Annotated in this window: 16 protein-coding genes; 13 read left to right on the forward strand and 3 right to left on the reverse strand. The window is 75.9% G+C overall.

All coding sequences use genetic code 11. The features are described 5' to 3' along the window. Positions 1–173: 173 nt before the first annotated feature. On the reverse strand, positions 174–587 hold the full coding sequence (locus tag ACWGJO_RS12845; protein ID WP_359899458.1) for a DUF4307 domain-containing protein: 414 nt from the start codon (positions 585–587) through the stop codon (positions 174–176). A gap of 236 nt (positions 588–823) precedes the next feature. On the opposite strand from ACWGJO_RS12845, the gene mca reads away from it, so the two are divergent. The 4 genes from mca to ACWGJO_RS12865 all read left to right on the forward strand — a co-directional run bounded on the left by mca (position 824) and on the right by ACWGJO_RS12865 (position 4,670). Continuing rightward, a complete protein-coding gene (gene mca, locus ACWGJO_RS12850; protein WP_401044080.1) occupies positions 824–1,729 on the forward strand; it encodes a mycothiol conjugate amidase Mca in 906 nt (301 codons plus the stop codon). Between the two features lie 49 nt (positions 1,730–1,778). Then, on the forward strand, positions 1,779–1,970 hold the full coding sequence (locus ACWGJO_RS12855; protein ID WP_359899461.1) for a hypothetical protein: 192 nt from the start codon (positions 1,779–1,781) through the stop codon (positions 1,968–1,970). A 78-nt stretch (positions 1,971–2,048) separates the two neighbouring features. Next, positions 2,049–3,437, forward strand: a complete 1,389-nt coding sequence (locus ACWGJO_RS12860; protein WP_452183455.1) for a sensor histidine kinase — start codon at positions 2,049–2,051, stop codon at positions 3,435–3,437. A gap of 252 nt (positions 3,438–3,689) precedes the next feature. Then, a complete protein-coding gene (locus tag ACWGJO_RS12865) occupies positions 3,690–4,670 on the forward strand; it encodes an ArsR/SmtB family transcription factor (protein WP_452183456.1) in 981 nt (326 codons plus the stop codon). Between the two features lie 38 nt (positions 4,671–4,708). Here the strand turns inward: ACWGJO_RS12865 and ACWGJO_RS12870 are convergent, their stop codons facing one another. Next, a complete protein-coding gene (locus ACWGJO_RS12870; protein WP_452183457.1) occupies positions 4,709–5,356 on the reverse strand; it encodes a response regulator in 648 nt (215 codons plus the stop codon). A 214-nt stretch (positions 5,357–5,570) separates the two neighbouring features. Between ACWGJO_RS12870 and lanKC the strand changes: the two genes are divergently transcribed. The 7 genes from lanKC (at position 5,571) to ACWGJO_RS12905 (ending at position 17,540) form a co-directional block, all read left to right on the forward strand. Continuing rightward, positions 5,571–8,138: a class III lanthionine synthetase LanKC gene (gene lanKC, locus ACWGJO_RS12875; RefSeq protein ID WP_452183458.1), complete on the forward strand. Its 2,568-nt coding sequence runs from the start codon at positions 5,571–5,573 to the stop codon at positions 8,136–8,138. 200 nt (positions 8,139–8,338) lie between these two features. Next, positions 8,339–10,285, forward strand: coding sequence for an FtsX-like permease family protein (locus ACWGJO_RS12880; protein ID WP_452183459.1), 1,947 nt, complete (start codon positions 8,339–8,341; stop codon positions 10,283–10,285). Beyond that, positions 10,282–11,553, forward strand: coding sequence for an MFS transporter (locus ACWGJO_RS12885; protein ID WP_452183460.1), 1,272 nt, complete (start codon positions 10,282–10,284; stop codon positions 11,551–11,553). Before ACWGJO_RS12880 ends, ACWGJO_RS12885 begins: the two co-directional genes overlap by 4 nt. Continuing rightward, positions 11,546–13,666: a prolyl oligopeptidase family serine peptidase gene (locus tag ACWGJO_RS12890; RefSeq protein WP_452183461.1), complete on the forward strand. Its 2,121-nt coding sequence runs from the start codon at positions 11,546–11,548 to the stop codon at positions 13,664–13,666. Before ACWGJO_RS12885 ends, ACWGJO_RS12890 begins: the two co-directional genes overlap by 8 nt. Before the next feature lie 35 nt (positions 13,667–13,701). Then, the gene (locus ACWGJO_RS12895) at positions 13,702–14,532 is read left to right on the forward strand and encodes an ABC transporter ATP-binding protein (protein ID WP_359899475.1); all 831 of its coding nucleotides are present in this window, start codon (positions 13,702–13,704) and stop codon (positions 14,530–14,532) included. 40 nt (positions 14,533–14,572) lie between these two features. Next, complete coding sequence (locus ACWGJO_RS12900) at positions 14,573–16,615, forward strand: thioredoxin domain-containing protein (RefSeq protein ID WP_452183462.1); 2,043 nt, start codon at positions 14,573–14,575, stop codon at positions 16,613–16,615. A 64-nt stretch (positions 16,616–16,679) separates the two neighbouring features. Then, complete coding sequence (locus ACWGJO_RS12905; protein ID WP_452183463.1) at positions 16,680–17,540, forward strand: GNAT family N-acetyltransferase; 861 nt, start codon at positions 16,680–16,682, stop codon at positions 17,538–17,540. A gap of 82 nt (positions 17,541–17,622) precedes the next feature. Here the strand turns inward: ACWGJO_RS12905 and ACWGJO_RS12910 are convergent, their stop codons facing one another. After that, positions 17,623–18,555: a hypothetical protein gene (locus ACWGJO_RS12910; protein ID WP_452183467.1), complete on the reverse strand. Its 933-nt coding sequence runs from the start codon at positions 18,553–18,555 to the stop codon at positions 17,623–17,625. 343 nt (positions 18,556–18,898) lie between these two features. On the opposite strand from ACWGJO_RS12910, the gene ACWGJO_RS12915 reads away from it, so the two are divergent. Together ACWGJO_RS12915 and ACWGJO_RS12920 are read left to right on the forward strand one after the other, a co-directional pair. Then, on the forward strand, positions 18,899–19,570 hold the full coding sequence (locus ACWGJO_RS12915) for a papain-like cysteine protease family protein (protein WP_452183464.1): 672 nt from the start codon (positions 18,899–18,901) through the stop codon (positions 19,568–19,570). A gap of 8 nt (positions 19,571–19,578) precedes the next feature. Then, positions 19,579–20,463 carry a hypothetical protein gene (locus ACWGJO_RS12920; protein WP_452183465.1) on the forward strand — a complete coding sequence of 295 codons (885 nt, stop codon included), beginning with the start codon at positions 19,579–19,581 and terminating at the stop codon, positions 20,461–20,463. Positions 20,464–20,605 lie beyond the last annotated feature (142 nt).

Consider the following 20,605-nt stretch of genomic DNA (forward strand, 5'->3'; position numbering starts at 1 on the left):
TAACAAGTCCTGCTGACAAGCGGGAGGGGCGTTTGCGCGCCATTGACGGCGGCGTTACGCCCTGGTGTACGGCAGTGGTGTGCGGGACCCTCTACGGATGCCCGCTCCCCGGATCGAATATGCGCGCTACCGGGGGTGGGTGCGCCGCTCGGGGCGCGCGTTGCCCGGGCGCGCTACTTGGCCGGGGTGCAGCCCAGCAGCTCCGCGGTGGTGCCGCGCGCGGTGGTGCGCAGGGTGACCACCGCGTCGTAGCTGGATCCGGCCGCCGGGACCGGGAAGTCGGCGACCCCGACCACCGCGTGGTCGTCGGACTGCGAGCGGACCGTGCAGGTGCCGGCCTGCCCGTCGCCCTTGCGCACGGTGAGGTGCAGCTGGACCTCGGAGTCGGAGAGCACCTGGAAGGTCGGCACCGAGCCGTTGATCTTCGACTCGCGCAGCAGGTAGGAGCCGCCCAGCCAGGCGATCAGGCCCAGGCCGAGCACGCCGCAGACCGCGCCGATCACCTTGAGGCGGCGGTCCGAGTCGCGGTCGCCGCCGCGGCCGTAGCGCCCCTCGGGCAGACCGGTGGCGGTGGTGTCTGCACTCATCGGACTCCGTCCTCTCCTGGGGGCGCGGGGTGGTGCGGGGGAATGCGACGCTCCTCCAGTCCGTCACTATAGGAGGGGCACGCCCGCGGCCGGTCCGGCGGGGGCAGGGCTCGGCCGCGCCGGTGACGTTCCGCGGCCCGGCCCCGCGGCGACGCGGTCCCGGAGTGAGCGGTTCGAACGGTGGGCAGACCCGGACTTCGCGGAACGCCCGACGAGTGTGGAAGGAACGCAAGGCGTTGACTGAGCAGTTGCGACTGATGGCGGTGCACGCCCACCCGGACGACGAGTCCAGCAAGGGCGCGGCCACCATGGCCATGTACGTCGAGCAGGGCGTGGACGTGCTGGTGGCCACCTGCACGGGGGGCGAGCGCGGGTCGGTCCTCAACCCCAAGCTCCAGGGGGACCCGTACATCGAGGAGAACATCCACGAGGTGCGCCGCAAGGAGATGGACGAGGCGCGGGCGATCCTCGGCGTCGGGCAGGCCTGGCTGGGCTTCGTGGACTCCGGCCTGCCCGAGGGGGACCCGCTGCCCCCGCTGCCCGAGGGCTGCTTCGCCCTCCAGGACGTCAAGGAGGCGGCGGAGCCGCTGGTCCGGCTGATCCGCGAGTTCAAGCCGCAGGTCATCACGACCTACGACGAGAACGGCGGCTACCCGCACCCGGACCACATCATGACCCACAAGATCACCATGCTGGCGTTCGACGCCGCGGGCGACCCGGACGCCTACCCGGAGGCCGGCGAGCCCTGGCAGCCGCTCAAGCTGTACTACAACCACGGCTTTCCGATGGGCCGCATCCGGGCCCTGCACGAGTACCTCACCGAGCACGGCCACGAGTCGCCGTACGGCGAGTGGATCGAGGGCTGGGAGAAGAGCGGCCGCAAGGAGCGCGAGATCACCACCCGGGTCCGCTGCGACGACTGGTTCGAGACCCGCGACCGCGCGCTGATCGCCCACGCGACCCAGATCGACCCGGACGGCCCGTGGTTCCGCGTCCCGCTGGAGGTACAGCGCGAGGTCTGGCCCACCGAGGACTACGAGCTCGCCCGTACCCTGGTCGACGTGGACCTGCCGGAGGACGACCTGTTCGCCGGCCTGCGCACCCCCACCCTGGCGGCCGAGGCCGCCGACACGCGCGACTGAACCACCCCCCGACGGCCCGGCTCCGCGTGAGCCGGGCCACCATAGAGATATGAGCGCCTCCGTGAACCTCATCAACATCGCCGCTGACCTCGCCGTCGACGACGCCAAGGTCACTCCCGGCCTGCTCGGCTTCCTCGTCTTCGCGGCCCTCGGCGTCGCGACCTGGTTCCTGGCCAAGTCGATGAACCGGCAGTTCAAGAAGGTCGACTTCGTCGAGCAGCCGGAGGCGCCGAAGGAGTGAGCCGTCGGCCGGTCCCGCGGGACCGGCCTTCGGTGAAGCAGCCCTGGCGGGCCGTCAGGCTTCGTAGGATCCCGAACCATGACGTGGTCGTGGCACACCGTGGTGCGCAGGGCGGGGTACGGAGCGGCGGCGGCGGGGGTGCTGGCGGCCGCGGCGGCGGGGTTGGGGAACCCGGGGCCGCTGATCGTCCTCTCCGGCGCGGTGGCGGTGGTGGCCGGGCTGTTCCCGGTGCTCTGGGCCCCGGGACGGGTCGGCGCGGTGGGCCCTTCGGTGCTGGCCGCCTGCGCGGTGTCGCTGCTGGTGACGGCCGGCTACCGCGGACCGGTGTTCGGCAGCATCGAGTCCTGGTGGCTGCTGGAGACCGTCGCGCTGCTCGCGCCGGTCGTCCCCGCGGTGCGCAGGCCCCCGGCGGCGGCCGCCTTCGGCTACGGCGCGCTGCTGGTCGCGGCGGTGGCGCTGATACCGCTGCGGATCGGGGTCTGGGCCGAACCGCCGGCCCCGCCCGCGGTGACCACCAAGCTCTGCCTGATCTCGGCGCTGCTGGCCTGCGCGGTGGTCGGGGTCGGCTGCTACCTGCGCTCGATGGATACCCGTGCCCGGGCGGCGGTGGTGGCCGAGCGGCGGGCACAGCGCCTGGACCTGGCCCGCGACCTGCACGACTTCGCCGCGCACGACGTCACCGGGGTGGTGGTGCTGGCCCAGGCCGCGCAGGTGCTGGCCCAGCAGGACCCCCAGCGGGTGGTCGAGCTGCTGGCCGGGATCGAGGCGGCCGGCCGGCAGGCGCTGGTCACCATGGACCGGACCGTGCAGGTCTTCGCGGCGGACGATGCCGATCCGGAGCCGCGCGGGCGGTCCGGGACGGAGACGACGGCGGACCGGGGGGCGGCGGCGGGAGCCGGACGGGGCGCGGGGCGGGCGGCGGCGGGTGGGCCCGGTGCGCGCACTCTGCGCCGCGACCTGAGCGAACTGCCCGCGCTGGCCGAGCGGTTCACCCGCAGCGGTTCCGCGCGGGTGCGGCTGGAGGCCCCCACGGAGGCCGAACTGGCGGCGGTGCCGGCGGCGATCAGCGGGCTCGGCTACCGGCTGGTGGTGGAGGCGCTGACCAATGTCCGCCGGCACGCGCCCGAGGCCCGGGAGGTGGCGATCGAGGTCGGTCCGGACCGGTGCGGCGAGCGGCCGGCGTTGCGCGTCACGGTCACCGACGACGGGGTGCCGGGCGGGGCGGGGGACTCCGGCGGGGCGGGCGGTAGTGGTGGTGCGGGTGGTGCCGGGGGTGCGGACGGTGGCGGCGGTGCCGGCGGCGCGCTGGGCGGGGCGGAGCGGGAGGGCGGCGGCTTCGGCCTCGCGGGCCTGCGGGAACGGGTGGAGGCGGCCGGCGGTGAGCTGACGGCCGGACCGGGGCCGGAGGGCGGCTGGCGGGTCGGCGCGGTGCTGCCGACGGAGGGTGTGGCGGGCCTCGGGGGCTGACCGGGCGGGGTGGTTCCGTCGGCCCCGGCCGGACGGCTGATTCGAGCCTGCCGACCGGTCCATCCAGGCCATTCGGCACATCCGGCGGCGGCCGATTCGGTGTTCCGGACGATCAAATGGGCCGATCGGCCGATGGCGACGCGCCTCGCGGGCGGGCAAGGATGTCGGTGCGGCGATCAGGGCGCGGGGTTCCCCTGGGCCGTCCCGACGCAAGAATCCCGAGCGGGGGAACAGCCTGTGATTCGCATTGCGATGTCTGCCGAGGATCTGGCTCGTGTACGAATTGCTGGAAATGTCAACCAGGAGATGGAGGCGGTGCTGGCACTGGAGGCGTGGCGGAGCGGCGGGGAATTCTTCCGCCCCTGGCAGCGGGCCGTTCGCGGGCAGTTGGCGCGACAGCCGGTGCTGGCCGAGCGGCTGCGGCGCCTTTCGGGAGCCAACGGTGGTTTCCGGGACGTACTGCGGGTGTGGGCGAATGGCCGGATCGTGTCGTCCGGCCGCGGCGCCGAGCCGGTGGTCCAGCGGGCCGATGTCGCCGCGGCGGTCCGCGAGTTCCACCGGGTGGCGCTGCAGCCCTGCTGGGCGGACGTCCGGTCCCGGCTGGAGGCGGAGCGGGACGTCCGCCGCCAGATCGCCGGCCGCGGCGGGGTGGACGCGCTGCTCGGCACGCTGCACCCGCAGATCCGCTGGGCCGCCCCGGTGCTGGAGATCCCCGCCGAGCGGGACGTCGAGCTCGCCCTCGACGGGCGGGGGCTGCGGCTGGTGCCCTCGCTCTTCCTGCAGGGCGCCGCAGTGGTGCTCCGGCCCCGGCGCGGGGAGCCCGAGGAGGCCCCGACGCTGCTCTTCGCGATGCGTCCCGACCGGATCGGCCTTCCCGTGCCCGCGGGTGCGCCGGACGCGGCGCGGTGCGCGCGCCGGGGCGGGGGCGAGCCGCTGGCCGCCCTGGTCGGCCGGACCAGGGCCGCGGCCCTCCACGCCGTGCTGGACGGCTGTACCACCGGCGAGCTGGCGGGGCGGCTGGGCGTGACCGCCTCGGCGGTCAGCCAGCACACCTCCGTACTGAGGGCGGCCGGGCTGATCGACACCCGGCGCTGCGGCAACGGCGTGCTGCACACCGTCACCCCGCTGGGGCGGGCGCTGCTGCGCGGTGAGGCCCCGTCGGGCAGGGAGGGTCGGCCCCTCGGCGGCGCGGCCCCGCGGCGGGTCGAGGGCCGTCGGCGGGCGCTGCGATGAGGGGCCCGGGTCGTGCGGCCGGTCGCGGGCGGGCCGGCTCAGCCGCGCTCGGTCAGGCCCGACTCCCAGGCCCAGGTGGCGATGCCCACCCGGTTGCGGGCCTTCAACTTGCGCTGGAGGTTGGCCAGGTGGGTCTTGACGGTGCTCAGCGAGATGAACAGCTCGGCGCCGATGTCGGAGTTGGTCAGCCCCTCGGCGACCAGGACGGCGATCTCCTCCTCGCGGCCGGTCAGCGGCTCGACGGGGGAGCGGTCGACCCGGCGCGGGCCGGTGAAGTGGTGCAGCAGGCGGGTGGTGATCTGCGGGCTGATCAGCGAGTCGCCGACCACCGCCGAGCGGATCGCCTCGGCGAGCAGTGCGGGCCCCGAGTGCTTGAGCAGGAACCCGCAGGCGCCGTTGCGCAGCGCGGTGTGCACGTACTCGTCGAGGTCGAAGGTGGTCACCACCACGACCTTCACCTCCGGGGTGATGCCGGTCAGCCGGCGGGTGACCTCCAGCCCGTCCAGCTCCGGCATCCGGATGTCGACCAGCAGGACGTCCGGCCGCAGGGCGCGGACGGCCTCCAGGGCCTCCAGGCCGTCCGCGGCCTCGGCCACGACCTCCATGTCGGGCTGGGCCGCCAGGATGTGCCGGAACCCCTGGCGGACGCTCGCCTGGTCGTCGGCGATCACGACACGCGTCTTCATGGCGTCATGATCGCACGGGTTTTCGGCGCTTCCGAAGTGAAGGCCGGGATTCCGCCTGGTATGTGTCGGATTCAGTTCCCGCTTAACACTGTTGTCATGTGACGGGGCGTCCGGGAAGGATGGTTCCTGTCGGAACGGGGCACCGAGGCTTTGAAAGTTCCGGCGAAAACCGGAATTCGGTTCAGCGGAAATTCGAAAGGGGGCGGAGGGCGAAGTGGACGCGAAATACGAGTCGTATGCGATAGCCGACCCGGTGTGGTACGACGCCCTGGAGCGGTGTGACGACCAGGACTCCCGGTTCGCTCCGGGCGGGGGCCTGCTGCCCGAGGGCTGGCGCGGCCGCACCCAGGGGGTGTGGGAGGTGCTGGCGCCGCCCGGCGGCCCCCGGCTGCCGGAGCAGGGCTGGAAGGTCCACGTCAGCGCCACGCCCGAATCCGCCGAGGAGACGATCGAGACGGCCTGGCGGGTCTGCCGCCGGCTCGGACTGCCCTGGAAGTACCTGCGCAGCCGGCTGGTGGTCGCGGTGACGAACGCCAAGTACGCCGACCGGTCCGCCAGCGGCAAGGTCGTCACCGTCTACCCGCGGACGGCCGCGGAGCTGGAGACCGTCCTCGCCGAGCTGGACGAGGCGCTGGGCGGCCGCCCCGGTCCGTACGTCCTGTCCGACCTGCGGTGGAACCAGGGCCCGGTGTCGGTGCGCTACGGAGGCTTCGCCCTGATGTGGTGCGAGCTGCCGGACGGCACCAGGGTGCCCGCGGTGGAGGACCCGGACGGCCGGCTGGTGCCGGACGCCCGGCGCCCGCGCTTCACCGTCCCGGAGTGGGCCTCCACCCCGGACTTCCTGGCCGAGCGGATCGCCGCGGCCGCCGCCGACGCGGGAGCCGGCCTCGGCCGCTACCGGGTGGTCAAGGCGCTGCACTTCTCCAACGCCGGCGGGGTCTACCTCGCCGAGGACGAGGACGGCCGACAGGTCGTCATCAAGGAGGCCCGTCCGCACGCCGGACTGGACGCCTCGGAGACGGACGCGGTGGCCCGGCTGCTGGTCGAGCGGGACGCCCTGGAGCGGATCGGCCACCTGCCGTTCGTGCCGGAGCTGTACGAGTACTTCACCAGCTGGGAGCACCACTACCTGGTGATGGAGTACATCCCCGGCGAGTCCTTCAGCGCCTGGCTGGGCCGGGAGTACCCGCTCACCCGGCACCGCCCGGACGCCCGGACGCTGGCCGACTTCGCGGGGCTCGCGGTCACCCGGCTCGCGCTGGTCGAGGAGTGCGTCGCGGCGCTGCACCGGGAGGGGGTGGCGTTCGGGGACCTCCACCACCGCAACATCATGATCCGTCCGGACGGCACCGTCGCCCTGGTCGACTTCGAACTCTCGACGCCGCTCGACACCCCGCGCAGGCGTACCCTCGGCGCCCCCGGCTTCACCGACCCGGCGATCACCGACGCCCGCGAGGCCGACCTGTTCGCGCTCGGCTGCTGCCAGCTCGCCGCCTTCGTCTCGCTGACCGCGCTCACCCGGCGCAACCCGGCCGTCGTCGGCGGGCTGCTGGACCTCGTCGCGGAGTCCTTCCCGACGGTGCCCGCCGGCTTCGCCGAACGGATGACGGAGCGGCTCGCCCTCTCCCCGGCGCTGCGGCCCCACCTCGGGGCCCGGCCCGCGGCCGGGCCCCGGGCGGAGCTCACCGCCGCGGCCCTGCTGCGCGGCATCGACGGCGCGGCGACGCCCGGGCGGGAGGACCGCCTCCATCCCGGCGACGTGGCCGGGCTGCGCCCCGGCGGCGCACTCGGGCTGGCGTACGGCTCCTCCGGCGTGCTGCTCGCCCGGCACCTGGCCGGGGCCGCACCGGACGAGGAGCAACTGGACTGGCTCACCGCCGTCGTGCGGCGCGCCCCGGCGGACACGCCTGCCGGGCTGTACGACGGGCTGGCCGGAGCCGGCTGGCTGTTCCACCGGCTCGGGCACCCGGACGCCCCGAACGTGGTGGACCGGCTGCTGGCCGGCCCGTTGCCCTCCTCGCTCGGCCTGTACGGCGGCCTGACGGGCGTCGCCCAGCTGCTGCTGGAGGCCGGCGCGACGGACGAGGCGCTCGCCCTGGCCGCCAAGGCCGCCGGGCGGATCGGCGAGGCCGGGCTGCTGGACCGGCCGGGGCTGCTGCGCGGCTGGTCCGGGCCGGCGGTGCTGTTCGCCCGCTGCGCCCGCCTCACCGGCGACACGGCCTGGGCGGAGGCCGCCGAACGCGCCGTCCGCTGCGACCTGCGGCACGGCCGGCTGGTCGACGACATGCTGCAGACGTACAGCTCGGGCCGGCTGCTGCCGTACCTGGCGGAGGGCTCGGCCGGAGTGGCGCTCGCCGTCCTGGCCCTGCCCGAGGCGCAGGCCGAAGCCCTCGGCGCCGAGCGGGTGCTGGAGGCCGCGGCCCGGGCCGGCGCGGTCCGGGTGGTTGTCCAGGGCGGGCTGTTCAACGGCCGCGCCGGGCTCGCCTACACCCTGTTCCAGGTCGCCGCCCGCCTGCCGCACTGGCGGGCCGGGGCGGAGGACCAACTCCGGCTGGTGGAGCTGCACCTGGCCCCCCACCAGGACGGCAGCGTCCTGCATGGGGACCAGCTGATCCGGCTCTCTACCGACCTGGCCACCGGCTCCGCCGGCGCCCTGCTGGCGCTGGCCGCCGCCAAGAGCCCCGGGCAGTGCCTGCTCCCCGGCGCCCACCCCGTTCACGGGTGGACGCCGGAGCCGGCCGAGCCCGGTACCACGTCCCGGCGAGATGGCGAGGGGAGGTGACTGACATGGCCGACATCCTGGCGCTTCAGGAGCTCGACGAGGAGATCGTCGTCGACGCCCCGTTCAGCTCGTACAGCCTGTTCAGCTGCTGACCCTCGGGGGCCGGCAGTAACGGATGGCAGGTGGGGAAGACCGCGGCACATGCGGCCTTCCCCAACTCTGCATCCTATTTACCGTTTTGGGGTGAGATAACCGTGGCCGTGGCATCGGAACCGACTACCCGACCGAGCGGACCGTTCGGCGCGCTGCGACTGTGCGTCGCCGAGGTACGGGCGTACCCGGGGCGGGTCATAGGTGTCGCGGTCGCCTGCGCGCTCACGGCCACCGGTGTGGGCGCCTGCCTGCTGCTGCTCGCGGCGGTCAGCGGCCCGTCCTACCCGGAGGGTTCGGCGGCCGGAGCGGCGGCCAAGGACGCGCAGAGCCTGCTGGGCCTGCTGCTGACGCTGCTGCTGATGTCGGCGGTGCTGGTGACGGGGTCGACGGTCGCGCTCTGGACCAATCAGCGGCTCGGGCAGTTCGCCGTGCTGCGCGCCCTCGGGGTGACGGCCGGCCGGCTGCGGGCCCTGGTCGTCGCGGACGTCGCGCTGGTCGCGCTGGCCCCCTCCGCCGTCGCCGCGGTGGCCGGGACGGTCCCGGCGGCCGGGTTCGGCCGGCGCCTGCTTATCGAGCGCGAGCTGTTCCCCGCCGCCGTCGACCTGCCCTCCACCGGGCAGACCTGGGCGATCGCGGCCGGCGCCTGCCTCGGCACCTGCGCGGTCGCGGTGCTGGCCGCGCTGGCCAGCGTGCTGGCGGCCGGCCGGGTCCAGCCGATCGACCTTCTCAAGGACCAGTCACTGGCCCTGGCCCCGCCCCGCCGCAACGCCGGCCGGCTGGTGGCGGGCATCGCCATGGTCCTGCTGCTCTGTGGTCCGCTCGTGGCCCTGATGGTCGTGATGGACCTGCCGCCGGTGCTCCAGGGCGCGATGGTGATGGGCCTGGCCACGGTCGTCATCCCCACGCTCGCGGTGCTCGCACCCTGGTTCGTGCCGCTGCTCGTCGGCCCCTGCTGCGCGGTGCTGCGGCTGGACCGGAAGGCCGGCCGGATCGCCGCCGCCGGGCTGCGGGCCGCGCCCGCCCGGACGACCGCGATCGCGGTGCCCGTCCTGCTGGCCGTCGGCACCGTGGTCTGCCTGCTCGGCTCGGGGGCGACCATCGGGGCCGCCGTGCAGCAGCAGACCGAGCAGGCGCTGCGGGCCGACGCGGTGGTGACGGCCGAGCCGGGCAACCAGTTGCCCGCCCGGCCCGCCGGCCTGCCCGGCGGGAGCACCGTCGCGCCGATCGCCACCCGGGTGACCGCGCCGCCCAGCTTCTACGACAACAAGCCCAAGCCCACCCGCGCCTGGGGCGTCGACGGGGCGGCCCTGCGGAGCGTCCTGGACCTCGGTGAACAGCAGGGCCGACTGGACGAGCTGGCGCCCGGTACGTTCGCCGCCGGCAGCACCGAGGCCACCTCGCACCACTGGAAGCTCGGCCAGGCCGTCACCTTCACGCTCGCCGACGGGCAGGAGGCGCAGCTGCGGCTCGTCGCCGTCTACCAGCGGGATCTGGCCTTCCCCTCCTACGTCCTCCCCCCCGACCTCGCCCTCGCGCACACCCCGGCCCCGTACGCCGACCGGGTGCTGCTCCGCGGTGACCCGAGCGCCTGGGAGCTCCGGCCCGGCCAGCGGCTCGCCGCGCGGGCCGACTACCTGGCCCACCTGCGGCCGCGCAACGTGCAGGACGACATGGCCTCCCGGCTGATCGTCTCCGTGGTGGGCGGGTACGCGCTGCTCGCCGTCGCCAACACCTGCGCCATCGCCCAGCGGGACCGCCGCTCCCAGCGCGCCCACCTGCGGGCCCTCGGCCTCGGCCGCGGGCAGCTGCTGCGCTGCGTGGTGTACGAGGTGCTGGCCTCGGCGCTGGTCGGGACGGTCCTCGCGGTGGCGACGGCCGGGATCTGCCTGGTGCCGCTGGCCGGGGCCGTCGGGCAGGGGGTGCTGCCCGCCCTGGACGTGCCGTGGACGGTCGGCGTCCTGCTCGGGGTGCTGGCCGCCACCGCCGTCCCGGCGGCGCTGGCGGCCCGTCCGTTGCGCGGCATCCGGAGCCAGTTCGCGACGGGGTCGGCGTGAGCGCGGCGGCCGTCGGGGGGCTGGGGCGGTCGTTCTGGCTGCTCTACGGCGGCGAGTCCGCCTCGGCCCTGGGGACGGCCGCCTCGGTGATCGCCCTCCCGGTGGTCGCGCTGCGGGCCGGCGGCGACGTCCGGCAGGCCGGACTGGCCGGCACGGCGCTCTCCGTCGGGGTGCTGCTGGCCCGGCTGCCGGCCGGCGTCCTCGCCGACCGCTGCGAGCGGCGGACCGTGCTGCTGCTCGGCAACGCGGCCGGCGCGGTCGTGCTGGCCGTGCTGGCCCTGTCGGCCGCCGGCGGCACGCCACCGCTGTGGGCGCTGCTGGTCGCCGCCCTGCTGCTCGGCGCGGTGGGCAGCACCCTGGCGCCCGTCGAGAACGTCGTGGTGCGGTGCTTCGTGCGGCCCGAGCACCTCCCCCGCGCGGTCGGCCTGCTGCAGAGCAGGGCGGCCGTCGCGACGACCGCCGGCCCGCTGGCCGGCGGCGCGCTGCTGGCCGTCCACCCGTCCTGGGTGTTCGCCGTCGACGCCGGCAGCTACCTGGCGGCCGTCTGCTGCGTGGCCCTGCTGCCCGGGGGACGGCGGGAGCCCCCCGAGGACGAGCCCGCCGCGCCCGGAGTCCGGGCCGCGCTGGCCGAAGGCGTCCGGTTCATCTGGCGGGTGCCCTTCCTGCGCTACGCGGTGGTCAACGCGGCCGTGCTCAACCTGGTGTTCAACGGGCTGCTGATCGTGGTGGTCGCCTCGGGCGGGGGCGCCCTGCACATCGGGGTGCTGACCGCGGCCCTGGGCACCGGCGGGCTGGCCGGATCGCTGCTCGCGCCGGCCCTGGCCCGGCGGCTGCCGCCCGCCCGGGGCATCGCCCTCGGCACCGCCGTGGTCGCGCTCGCCCTGCCCGGTTTCACCCTGGCCCAGGGGCACTGGGCGGCGGTCCTGCCGCTGGCCGTCGCCGCGGCCGCCGGGCCGGTGGTCACCCTGCTGATCGCGGTCACCCAGATGGAGGTGACCCCACCGGGTCTGCAGGGCCGGGTGCACAGCGGCATCGGCTTCCTCGCCCAGCTGGTCGCGCCCGCCGGACCGACCCTCGCGGGCCTGTGCGCCCACGCGTTCGGACTGACCGGCACGGTGGCCGGCGCGGCCGTGATCGTGGTGCTCCTCGCCGTGGTCGGGACGGCCGCCACGGCGGGCCGGTCCGGCTACCGGCCCCCCGGACCGGCCGGGCCGGGAGACGACCCGGAACGACGGAGCGACAACCCCGCAGAGGCCGTCCATGGCTGACCTCGACCACCGGGCGGCGCACCCCGCGCCGGCGGACCCGTACCGCTGGCTGGAGGACGCGGACACCCCGCGCACCCGGGCCTGGCTCGCCGATCAGCGGCGCCTGCTGGCCGCCCGCCCGCAGCGCTCCGACGAGCCCGCCTGGGCCGCCCTGCTCGACCGGGTGGAACGGGAGGCGCCCGACCGGACGCCCACCCCGCCCGCCGAGGCCGGCGGCCTGCTCTTCCGCCACGAACGCGGCCCGGACGGCGACGTCCTGACCGTCCGGCACCCCGACGGCACCCGCCGGACACCGACCGAGGGCGTCATCGGCCCCGGCGACCGGATCGCCGGCTGGCAGCCCGAGCCGCACGGCCGGTTCATCGCCGTCCAGCTGCACCGGGACGGAACGGAGACCGGCGGCCTGCACCTGCTCCCCACCCACCCGGGCGACCGGCCCCGCCACCTGCCCGACGCGGCCCCGTACGCGACCCTCGCCTTCACCGGCGAGGCGCTGGTGTACACCGCCGGCACCCGCACCGAGCACACCCTGGTGGCCCGCCACCCGGCCGACGGCCCCGCCCGTCGGCTCGCCCTGCCGGTGCCCGGGCCGGTCCGGCTCACCCTCCACGGCGGACCAGGCGGGAACCTGCTGCTGCGCACCCGCCCGCAGCCGTCCGGCCCGGTGCGCTGGTGGGCCACCCGGTGGACCGGCCGGGCGATGCCCGACTGGCAGCCGCTCGACCTCGACGGCCGGCGGGTCACCGCCCTGGACCTGAACGAGACCGTCTGCTTCCTCGCCGGCGACGAGCTGCTTGCGCTGGACCTGGACGAGCCGGCCCGGGGCGCCACCGGCCGGCCCGCGCCGCTCGCCGGCGGCGGGCCGCCCGCTGCCGGCGAATCGCCCGTCGTCGGCGAAGCGCCCGCGGGCCCGGTCACCGCCCTGCGGGTGCTCGGCCCGGGCCGGAGGCCCGGCCTGGCGCTGCTCCGCCGGCTGGGGACCACCCACCGGCTCGACGTGCACCGGCCGGGCGGGGCGGCGGGCGGGGCACCGGGAGAGGCAGCGGACGGGACGGCGGGCGGGGCGCCGGGTGGCGGTGTCACCGCACTGCACTGGCCCGCCCGGCTGCGCCTCGGCGCCACCCCGTACGACCGGCACGGGCGGGTCGGCGGGTCGGTCTGGCTGCTCGCCGACGACCCCCGGTACGGCACCTGGACCAGGAGTCTGGACGGCTCGGGCCCGGTCGAACCCCCCGAGCGCCGCGCCGCGCTGCGCACACTCACCGCCGCCGGCCGGGACGGCGCGCCCGTCCCGGTGACGGTCTGCGACCCCGGTCCGCAGGACAGCGGCCGCCCCGCACCCACCCTGCTCACCGTCTACGGGGGCTTCGGCCTCCCCCTGGAACCCGCCTGGGATCCGGCCCTGGAGGCCTGGCTGCGGGCCGGCGGCCGGATCGCCTGGGTGCACGCGCGCGGCGGCGGCGAACTCGGCCCCGCCTGGGCGGCCGCCGGCCGGGGCGCCGGCAAGAGCGCCACCGTGGACGACTTCCGGGCCGCCGCCGCGATGCTGGTCGAACGCGGCGAGGCCCCGGCCGGCGGGCTGGGCGCGCTGGCCGCCAGCAACGGGGCCCTGGTGGTCGCCGCCGCGCTCACCCGGGAGCCCGGTCTGCTGTCCGCCGCGGTGTGCGCGGCCCCGCTCACCGACCTGGCCCGCTACCAGGTCGGCGGCCTCGGCCGGCTCTGGGCGGAGGAGTACGGCGATCCGGCCGACCCGCAGGCGCTGCGGGCGCTGCTCGACTACTCCCCGTACCACCGGGTGGTGCCCGGGACGGCGTACCCGGCGGTGCTGTTCGCCACCGGGGCGAACGACGCGCGGGTGCCGCCCTGGCACGCCTGGAAGCTCTGCGCGGCGCTCGGACGGGCCGGCACCGGGGCCGCGCCGGTCCTGCTCGACCACCACGACACCGGCGGCCACCAGGGCCGCCCGGCCGCGGCCGGGCGGGAGCTCGCGGTCCGCTCCCTCGCCCTGCTGGGCGCCGGCACCGGCCTGGTGCCGCCCGCCACCCCGTGCACCGGCCCGTGCACGGGCCCGCCCGCAGGCCCGTCCGGCCCCCGGCCCAGACCCCAGTCCTGACCTTCGCCCGTGTCCAGCCGAGGAGAGCACCACCGATGACCGAGCCCCACTCCCTCGCGGGAGGCCCGTCCCGTCCCGGAGGCCCGCCCCGCGCCGCCGCGAACCACGCCCCGGCCGCCGCGGCGGCCGTCGACCTGACCAAGGTGCACGGGTCGGGAGACGCCCGGGTGGTGGCGCTGGAGCGGGTCTCGGTGGCCTTCCGGGAGGGGGAGTTCGCGGCGATCATGGGCCCGTCCGGTTCCGGCAAGTCCACCCTGCTCCAGTGCCTCGCCGGGCTGGAGTCCTGCACCTCGGGCGCGGCCCGGATCGGCGACGTGGACCTGACCCGGCTGAGCGACGGCCAACTGACCAGGCTCCGCCGTGACCACGTGGGCTTCGTCTTCCAGGCCTTCCACCTGATCCCCACCCTGACGGTGTCGGAGAACATCACCCTGCCGCTGACCCTGGCCGGCCGCACCCCCGACCAGCAGTGGCTGCGCACCCTGGTCGAGGCGGCCGGCCTCGGCGCCCGGCTCGGCCACCGCCCGGCCCAGCTCTCCGGCGGCCAGCAGCAGCGCGTCGCCTGCGTCCGGGCGCTGGCCGGCCGGCCCCGGATCGTCTTCGCCGACGAACCGACCGGCAACCTGGACTCCCGCTCCGCCGCCGAGATCCTCGCGCTGCTGCGCCGGTGCGTCCGGGAGCTCGGCCAGACCGTCGTGATGGTCACCCACGACCCGGTCGCGGCCTCGTACGCCGACCGCGTCGTCTTCCTCGCCGACGGCCGCATCGTCGACGAGCTCCTCGGCCCGACCCCCGACCAGGTGCTCGGACGGATGCGCACCTTCGACGCCAACCTCGGGATCAGTTACTGGTCCGGACCGGCCTGACCTGCCGCGCGCCGAGCGCCGGATGCGCGAGGATGGACGCATGCCGAACCGTCTCGCGGACGCGACCTCGCCGTACCTGCTCCAGCACGCCGACAACCCCGTCGACTGGTGGCCCTGGGGCCCCGAGGCCTTCGCGGAGGCCAAGCGGCGCGGCGTGCCGGTGCTGCTGTCGGTGGGTTACGCGGCCTGCCACTGGTGCCACGTCATGGCGCACGAGAGCTTCGAGGACGCCGGGCTCGCCGAGTACCTCAACGAGCGGTTCGTGCCGGTCAAGGTGGACCGGGAGGAGCGGCCGGACGTCGACGCCGTGTACATGGAGGCGGTGCAGGCCGCGACCGGGCAGGGCGGGTGGCCGATGACGGTGTTCCTCACCCCCGACAAGGAGCCGTTTTACTTCGGCACCTACTTCCCGCCGCAGCCCCGGCACGGGATGCCGTCCTTCCGGCAGGTGCTGGAGGGCGTGGAGGCCGCCTGGCGGGACCGCCGGGAGGAGGTCGGGCAGGTCGCCGGGCGGATCCGGGCCGACCTGGCCGAGCGAGCCGCCGTCTACTCGGCCGGCGCCCACAACCCGCCCGGCGAGGCGGACCTGCACCAGGCGCTGGTGAGTCTCAGCCGGGACTTCGACCAGAGCCGCGGTGGCTTCGGCGGCGCGCCCAAGTTCCCGCCGGCCATGGTGCTGGAGTTCCTGCTGCGCCACCACGCCAGGACCGGTTCGGAGGCGGCGCTGGAGATGGCCGTCCGCACCGGCGGGGCGATGGCCCGCGGCGGCATCCACGACCAGCTCGGCGGCGGCTTCGCCCGGTACGCGGTGGACGCCGGCTGGGTGGTGCCGCACTTCGAGAAGATGCTGTACGACAACGCCCTGCTGCTGCGCGCCTACCTGCACCTGTGGCGGGCCACCGGCTCGCCCCTCGCCCGCCGGGTCGCGCTGTCCACCGCGGACTTCCTGCTGCGCGAACTCCGCACGCCCGAGGGTGCGTTCGCCTCCGCGCTGGACGCCGACAGCCTCGACGAGGAGACCGGGCAGTCCGCCGAGGGCGCCTACTACGTGTGGGAGCCCGGCCAGTTGGTCGACCTGCTCGGCCCCGCCGACGCGGCCACCGCCGCCCGGCTGTTCACCGTCACCGCCGAGGGCACCTTCGAGCACGGCACCTCGGTGCTCCAACTCCTCGCCGACCCCGAGGACTTCGCCGAGTACGAGGCGATCCGGTCGCGGATGGCCGAGGCCCGGGGGGCCCGCCCCGCCCCGGCCCGGGACGACAAGGTGGTCGCCGCCTGGAACGGCCTGGCCGTCGCCGCGCTCGCCGAGACCGGCGCGCTGCTGGACCGCCCCGACCTGGTCGAGGCCGCCGAACGCGCCGCCGACCTGCTGCTCGCCGTCCACCTCACTCCGGACGGCCGGCTGCTGCGCACCTCCCGGGACGGTCGGGCCGGTGCCAACGCCGGCGTGCTGGAGGACTACGCGGACACCGCCGAGGGCTTCCTCGCGCTGTACGCCGTCACCGGCGAGTCCTCCTGGCTCCAGCTGGCGGGCGGCCTGCTCGACACCGTGCTCAAGCACTTCACCGACGAGACCTCCGGCGCGCTCTACGACACCGCCGACGACGCCGAGGAACTGATCCGCCGCCCGCAGGACCCGACCGACAACGCCACCCCGTCCGGTTGGACGGCCGCCGCCGGCGCCCTGCTCACGTACGCCGCGTACACCGGATCCGACCGGCACCGCACGGCCGCCGAGCGGGCCCTCGGCGTGGTCGGCGCGCTCGCCGGCCGGGCGCCGCGGTTCATCGGCTGGGGCCTCGCCGTCGCCGAGGCGCTGCTCGACGGGCCGCGCGAGGTCGCCGTGGTCGGCCCGGACGGCGATCCGGCCACCGCGGCGCTGCGACGGGCCGCGCTGCTCGGGACGGCGCCGGGGGCGGTGGTCGCGGTCGGCGCGCCCGGGGAGCCCGAGGTGCCGCTGCTGGCCGACCGGCCGCTGGTCGGCGGGGCGCCCGCGGCGTACGTCTGCCGGCACTTCGCCTGCGACGCCCCGACCACCGATCCGGCGGCGCTGGCCGGGAAGCTGGGCGTGGCGGTCGAGTAGCGGGAGCCCCGGGGGCGGCCGCGAAATCGTTGGCGAACCGGCCCCGGGCGGTCCACCATGGGCCATGACCTGGACTTTCAGCACCTCCCTCGACGAGTTCCGCGACCAGGCGGGCGCCTTCCTGGCCACCCGCCCCGCCGAGAACACCGTCCTGCTCACCATCGCGCACCGGCTGGCCGTGTCCGGCCTGACGGTGTTCGGCGAGCCGCCGGTCTTCGGCTGGTGGCGGGCCGAGGAGGACGGTCCGGTCGCCGGGGCCTTCCTCCGGACACCGCCGTTCGACCCCAGGCTCTCCTTCATGCCGCCGACCGCGGCCGCCGAGCTGGCGGTCGACCTGGCCGCCGCCGGGTCCGGGTTCACCACGGTGACCGGGGTCGGCGGGGGTGCCGAGGCGGTCCGCGCCTTCGCCGCCGCGTGGACGGCGGCGACCGGCACCGAGCAGTCCGTCCGCTTCGACGAACGGCTCTACCGGCTCGGCGAGTTGACCGGCCCGCCGCGCCCGCCCGCGGGCCGCCACCGGCTGGCGGAACCGGCCGACCGCGAGCAGGCGATCCGCTGGTACGAGGAGTTCCTGGCCGAGGCGGGGGTCGACGTCCCCGACGTCCCGCGGGCGGTGGACGAGCGGACCGCGAGCGGCTGCCTGCACCTGTGGGAGGACGACGGCCGCCCGGTCGCCCTGGCCGGCAGCAGCCCGATCCTCGCCGGGATGTCCCGCATCGGCCCGGTCTACACCCCCGCCGAGAGCCGCGGCCGCGGCTACGGCACCGCCGTCACCGCCGCCGTCTCGGCCCACCTCCTCGCCCGCGGCGCCACCGAGGTCCTGCTGTACACCGACCTCGCCAACCCGACCAGCAACTCCATCTACCAGCAGATCGGCTACCTGCCGGTGGAGGACTCCCTGATCATGGACTTCCGCCGGGCGTAGCCGGTGGCCGGTGCCCGGTCGCGCGTCCCCGGCCCGGCGTCCGGTCTCCCGCCCCCCGGCCGGGCACCGGGCCGGCCGCCCCTCACTCCCAGTCCCAGCGGATCCCCAGCAGGCACGGCCGCACCGCCGTCGCCACCAGGTGGACGCAGTGGTGCCCGTCGAGGGTGAGCTCCTCGGTCTCGTACGGGGCGGCGCCGGGGGAATGGAGGGCGAAGCGGTGGCAGCGGACGGGGAGGGCGGCGGGGTGGAAGGTGATCTGGAGGACGTACTGGCCGGCGCCGGAGTTGAAGCCGCGGACGTACTCGCAGCTGGGGTCGGGCGAGGGGGAGTCGTCGAAGCCGTAGCCGAGCAGGTGGGTGTCGCCGGTGCGCAGGCGGCGGTCGAGGAGGAGTTCGGTGGCGAGCAGGTGGTGGGCCTGGTCGCGGCGGATGCGGCCGGGGCGGCAGTTCTCCTCGGCGCGGACGCCGACGCGGGTGATGTCGCTGCCCGGGTCGCCCTGGTAGAGGGCGAGGTAGCGGTCGATGCCGTCGCGGTGGGCGCGCAGGGCGTGCTGGGAGTCGCGGCGGGCGATCCGGCGGTCGGGGCCGACCCGGATGCGCTCGATGTGGGTGATGGTGTGCAGCCCGGTGTCGCGCGGGCCGGCGAGGGTGGCGAGCAGGCCGTCGACGGCCACGGCCGGTGAGATGAGGTCGCGGTAGGGGCGCACCGGCGGGCCGGCCGGGGCGGGGCCGGCGGCGCGACGGGGGCCGAGCAGCCGGGTCAGGGAGTGCTCGGGCAGGTCGAGGACCTCCTCCAGGGCGGCGACGGCGCGCAGTGACTCGGCGCGTTCCGGGCGGCGGTGGCCCTGCTGCCAGTAACTGAGGCTGGTGAGACCGACGTTGACGCCGCGCAGGGCGAGGTGGCGGCGGATGCGGTGCAGGGCGAGGCCCCGGGCGGAGATCGCGGTGCGCAGGGCGAGGTGGAAGGGGCCCGTGCGCAGGGCGGCGGTGAGGTCGGCTGGGTCGCTCCTGCGGATGGCGGCCTCCTGGGGCGGGCGTGCGGGCGTGCGTGCGTGCGTGCGTGCGGGCGTGCGGGTGTGCGGGTGTGCGGGTGTGCGGGCGGTCCGGCACCGACGGCTGGGACGGGCCGCCGTTTGACCGTGAATATTCACATCGATGCGGCGGTTTGTCACCGGTCCGGGCCTGCTGCGCGGGGGTTCCCGGGGCGTCGTTCACATCCGCACCGGCCCGTTCACACCTCGGTCCGGGCCGCACCGAGGCCCGTTGACCCGTACCTGACGAGGCGCGATGCTCGGGGCGCGATCCGGACCGCGCCCCCACACAGCCCCTCGCTCCACTCGTGCAAGGAGGCATTCCCCCATGCCAGTTCCACGGATACGGCTGCGCCGCACGGTCTCGCTGCTCACCCTCGGCGTGCTGGGCCCGGCGCTCACCGCCGCGATGGCCGCACCCGCGATCGCCGCCGCCCCGGCCGGGCAGCCGGCCCAGTACCGGGCCACGCACCAGGTCCGCCAGGCCGCCGCGCCCGGCAGCACGGCCGACCTGGCCGGCACGTACAAGAAGCTCAACATCACCATGCAGCAGCAACAGCAGACCAACTGGTGCTGGGCGGCGAGCGGGAACACCATCGCCACCTGGTTCGGCTACAACTACAGCCAGAACCAGTTCTGCAACGCCGCGTTCGGCCGCTCCGTCAACTCCAGCTGCCCCAACAGCCAGGCCACGCTGGGCGATGTGCAGAACGGGCTGAGCTGGGTCGGCATCAACCCGGGTTCGTACGTCAACGGGTACCTGAACTACGGCACCGTACAGTCCGAGGTGAACGCCAACCGCCCGATCGAGACGCGCATCCAGTGGAGCTCCGGCGGCGGCCACATGCACGTCCTGTACGGCTACGACACCGGGAGCAACTGGGTCTACTGGGGCGACCCGTGGCCCTCCAACTACCGCTACAACTGGGCGGATTACCAGTACTACGTGAACAACGACACGTTCTCGTGGACCCACTCCCTGTACCGGATCGGCGCGTGAGGGCGACCATGACCGAGATCAAGAGCCGCCGTCGGGCCGTCACCTCCACGGCCGCCGTCACCGTCCTGCTCACCGCCGGTCTCGCGCTGGCGCTCGCCCCGGCCGCGCACGCGGACTCCCCGTCCGCCCCGGCCCCGGTGCCCGCCGCCGAGCTGGCGCAGGCCCGCAGCGCCGTCCAGGACGCGGCCGTCCTCGACAAGGTCGGCCACTTCTTCGCCCGCAAAGGCGTCCCGCCGACCCGACAGCTGACCATCGGCGCCGCCGAGGAGGCCCGGGCGGCGAGCGAGGCCGCGCCGCGGCTGGCCGGCGACACGGTGCCGGTGTACCTGCTGGACCCGGGCTTCGTGGCCGGCACCCCGGGCGCACCGGTGGCGAAGGCCGAGTTCACGGCCAGCAAGGTGGTCGCGGCGGACGGGCAGAGCGCCTCGGTCTGGACCGTGCGGCAGGGCGGGGCCTGGAAGGTCGTCAACATCGCCTCGGGCGGTGACGAGAGCGACTACGCGGCGAAGGCGGCGGGCAGCGGCGGCGGCACCGCCTTCCGCGAGCCGCAGGTCAACGCCTGGTACGTGCTGCGCGACGGCCGGGTGCTGCCGCTGGACGACGAGGCCCGGCGCTCGGTGGGCGCGGGCGGGGTCACCCTGGCCGCCTACCAGCAGCTGGTGCACCAGCGGTACGGGGACAAGCTGCCCGGCTCGGCGTACGACCGGTCGGGCGAGGGCGGCGGCTACCAGGTGGACGCCGCGCCGGAACTCGCCGCCGTGGCGCAGGCCCCGCAGGCCCCGGGCGGCGGTTCGGCACTGCCGGCCGTGACGGCGGCGGCCGCCCTGGGAGCCACCGCGCTGGTGGGCGGGGGTGCCGTGCTGCGACGGAGGACGGGCGTCCGCCGCGGCTGACGGCGGGCGGGGTCCGGTCGGTCGGGCCGGGCCCCGCTGCCCGCACACGTGATGAACCCGCACGCGTCATGAACCCGCGCACCGAACAGAAGGGGACAACCGCACAGGCGCCGAACCGGCCGCCGACCAGACGGTCGGCGGC

Source organism: Kitasatospora sp. NPDC054795, from assembly GCF_053611565.1.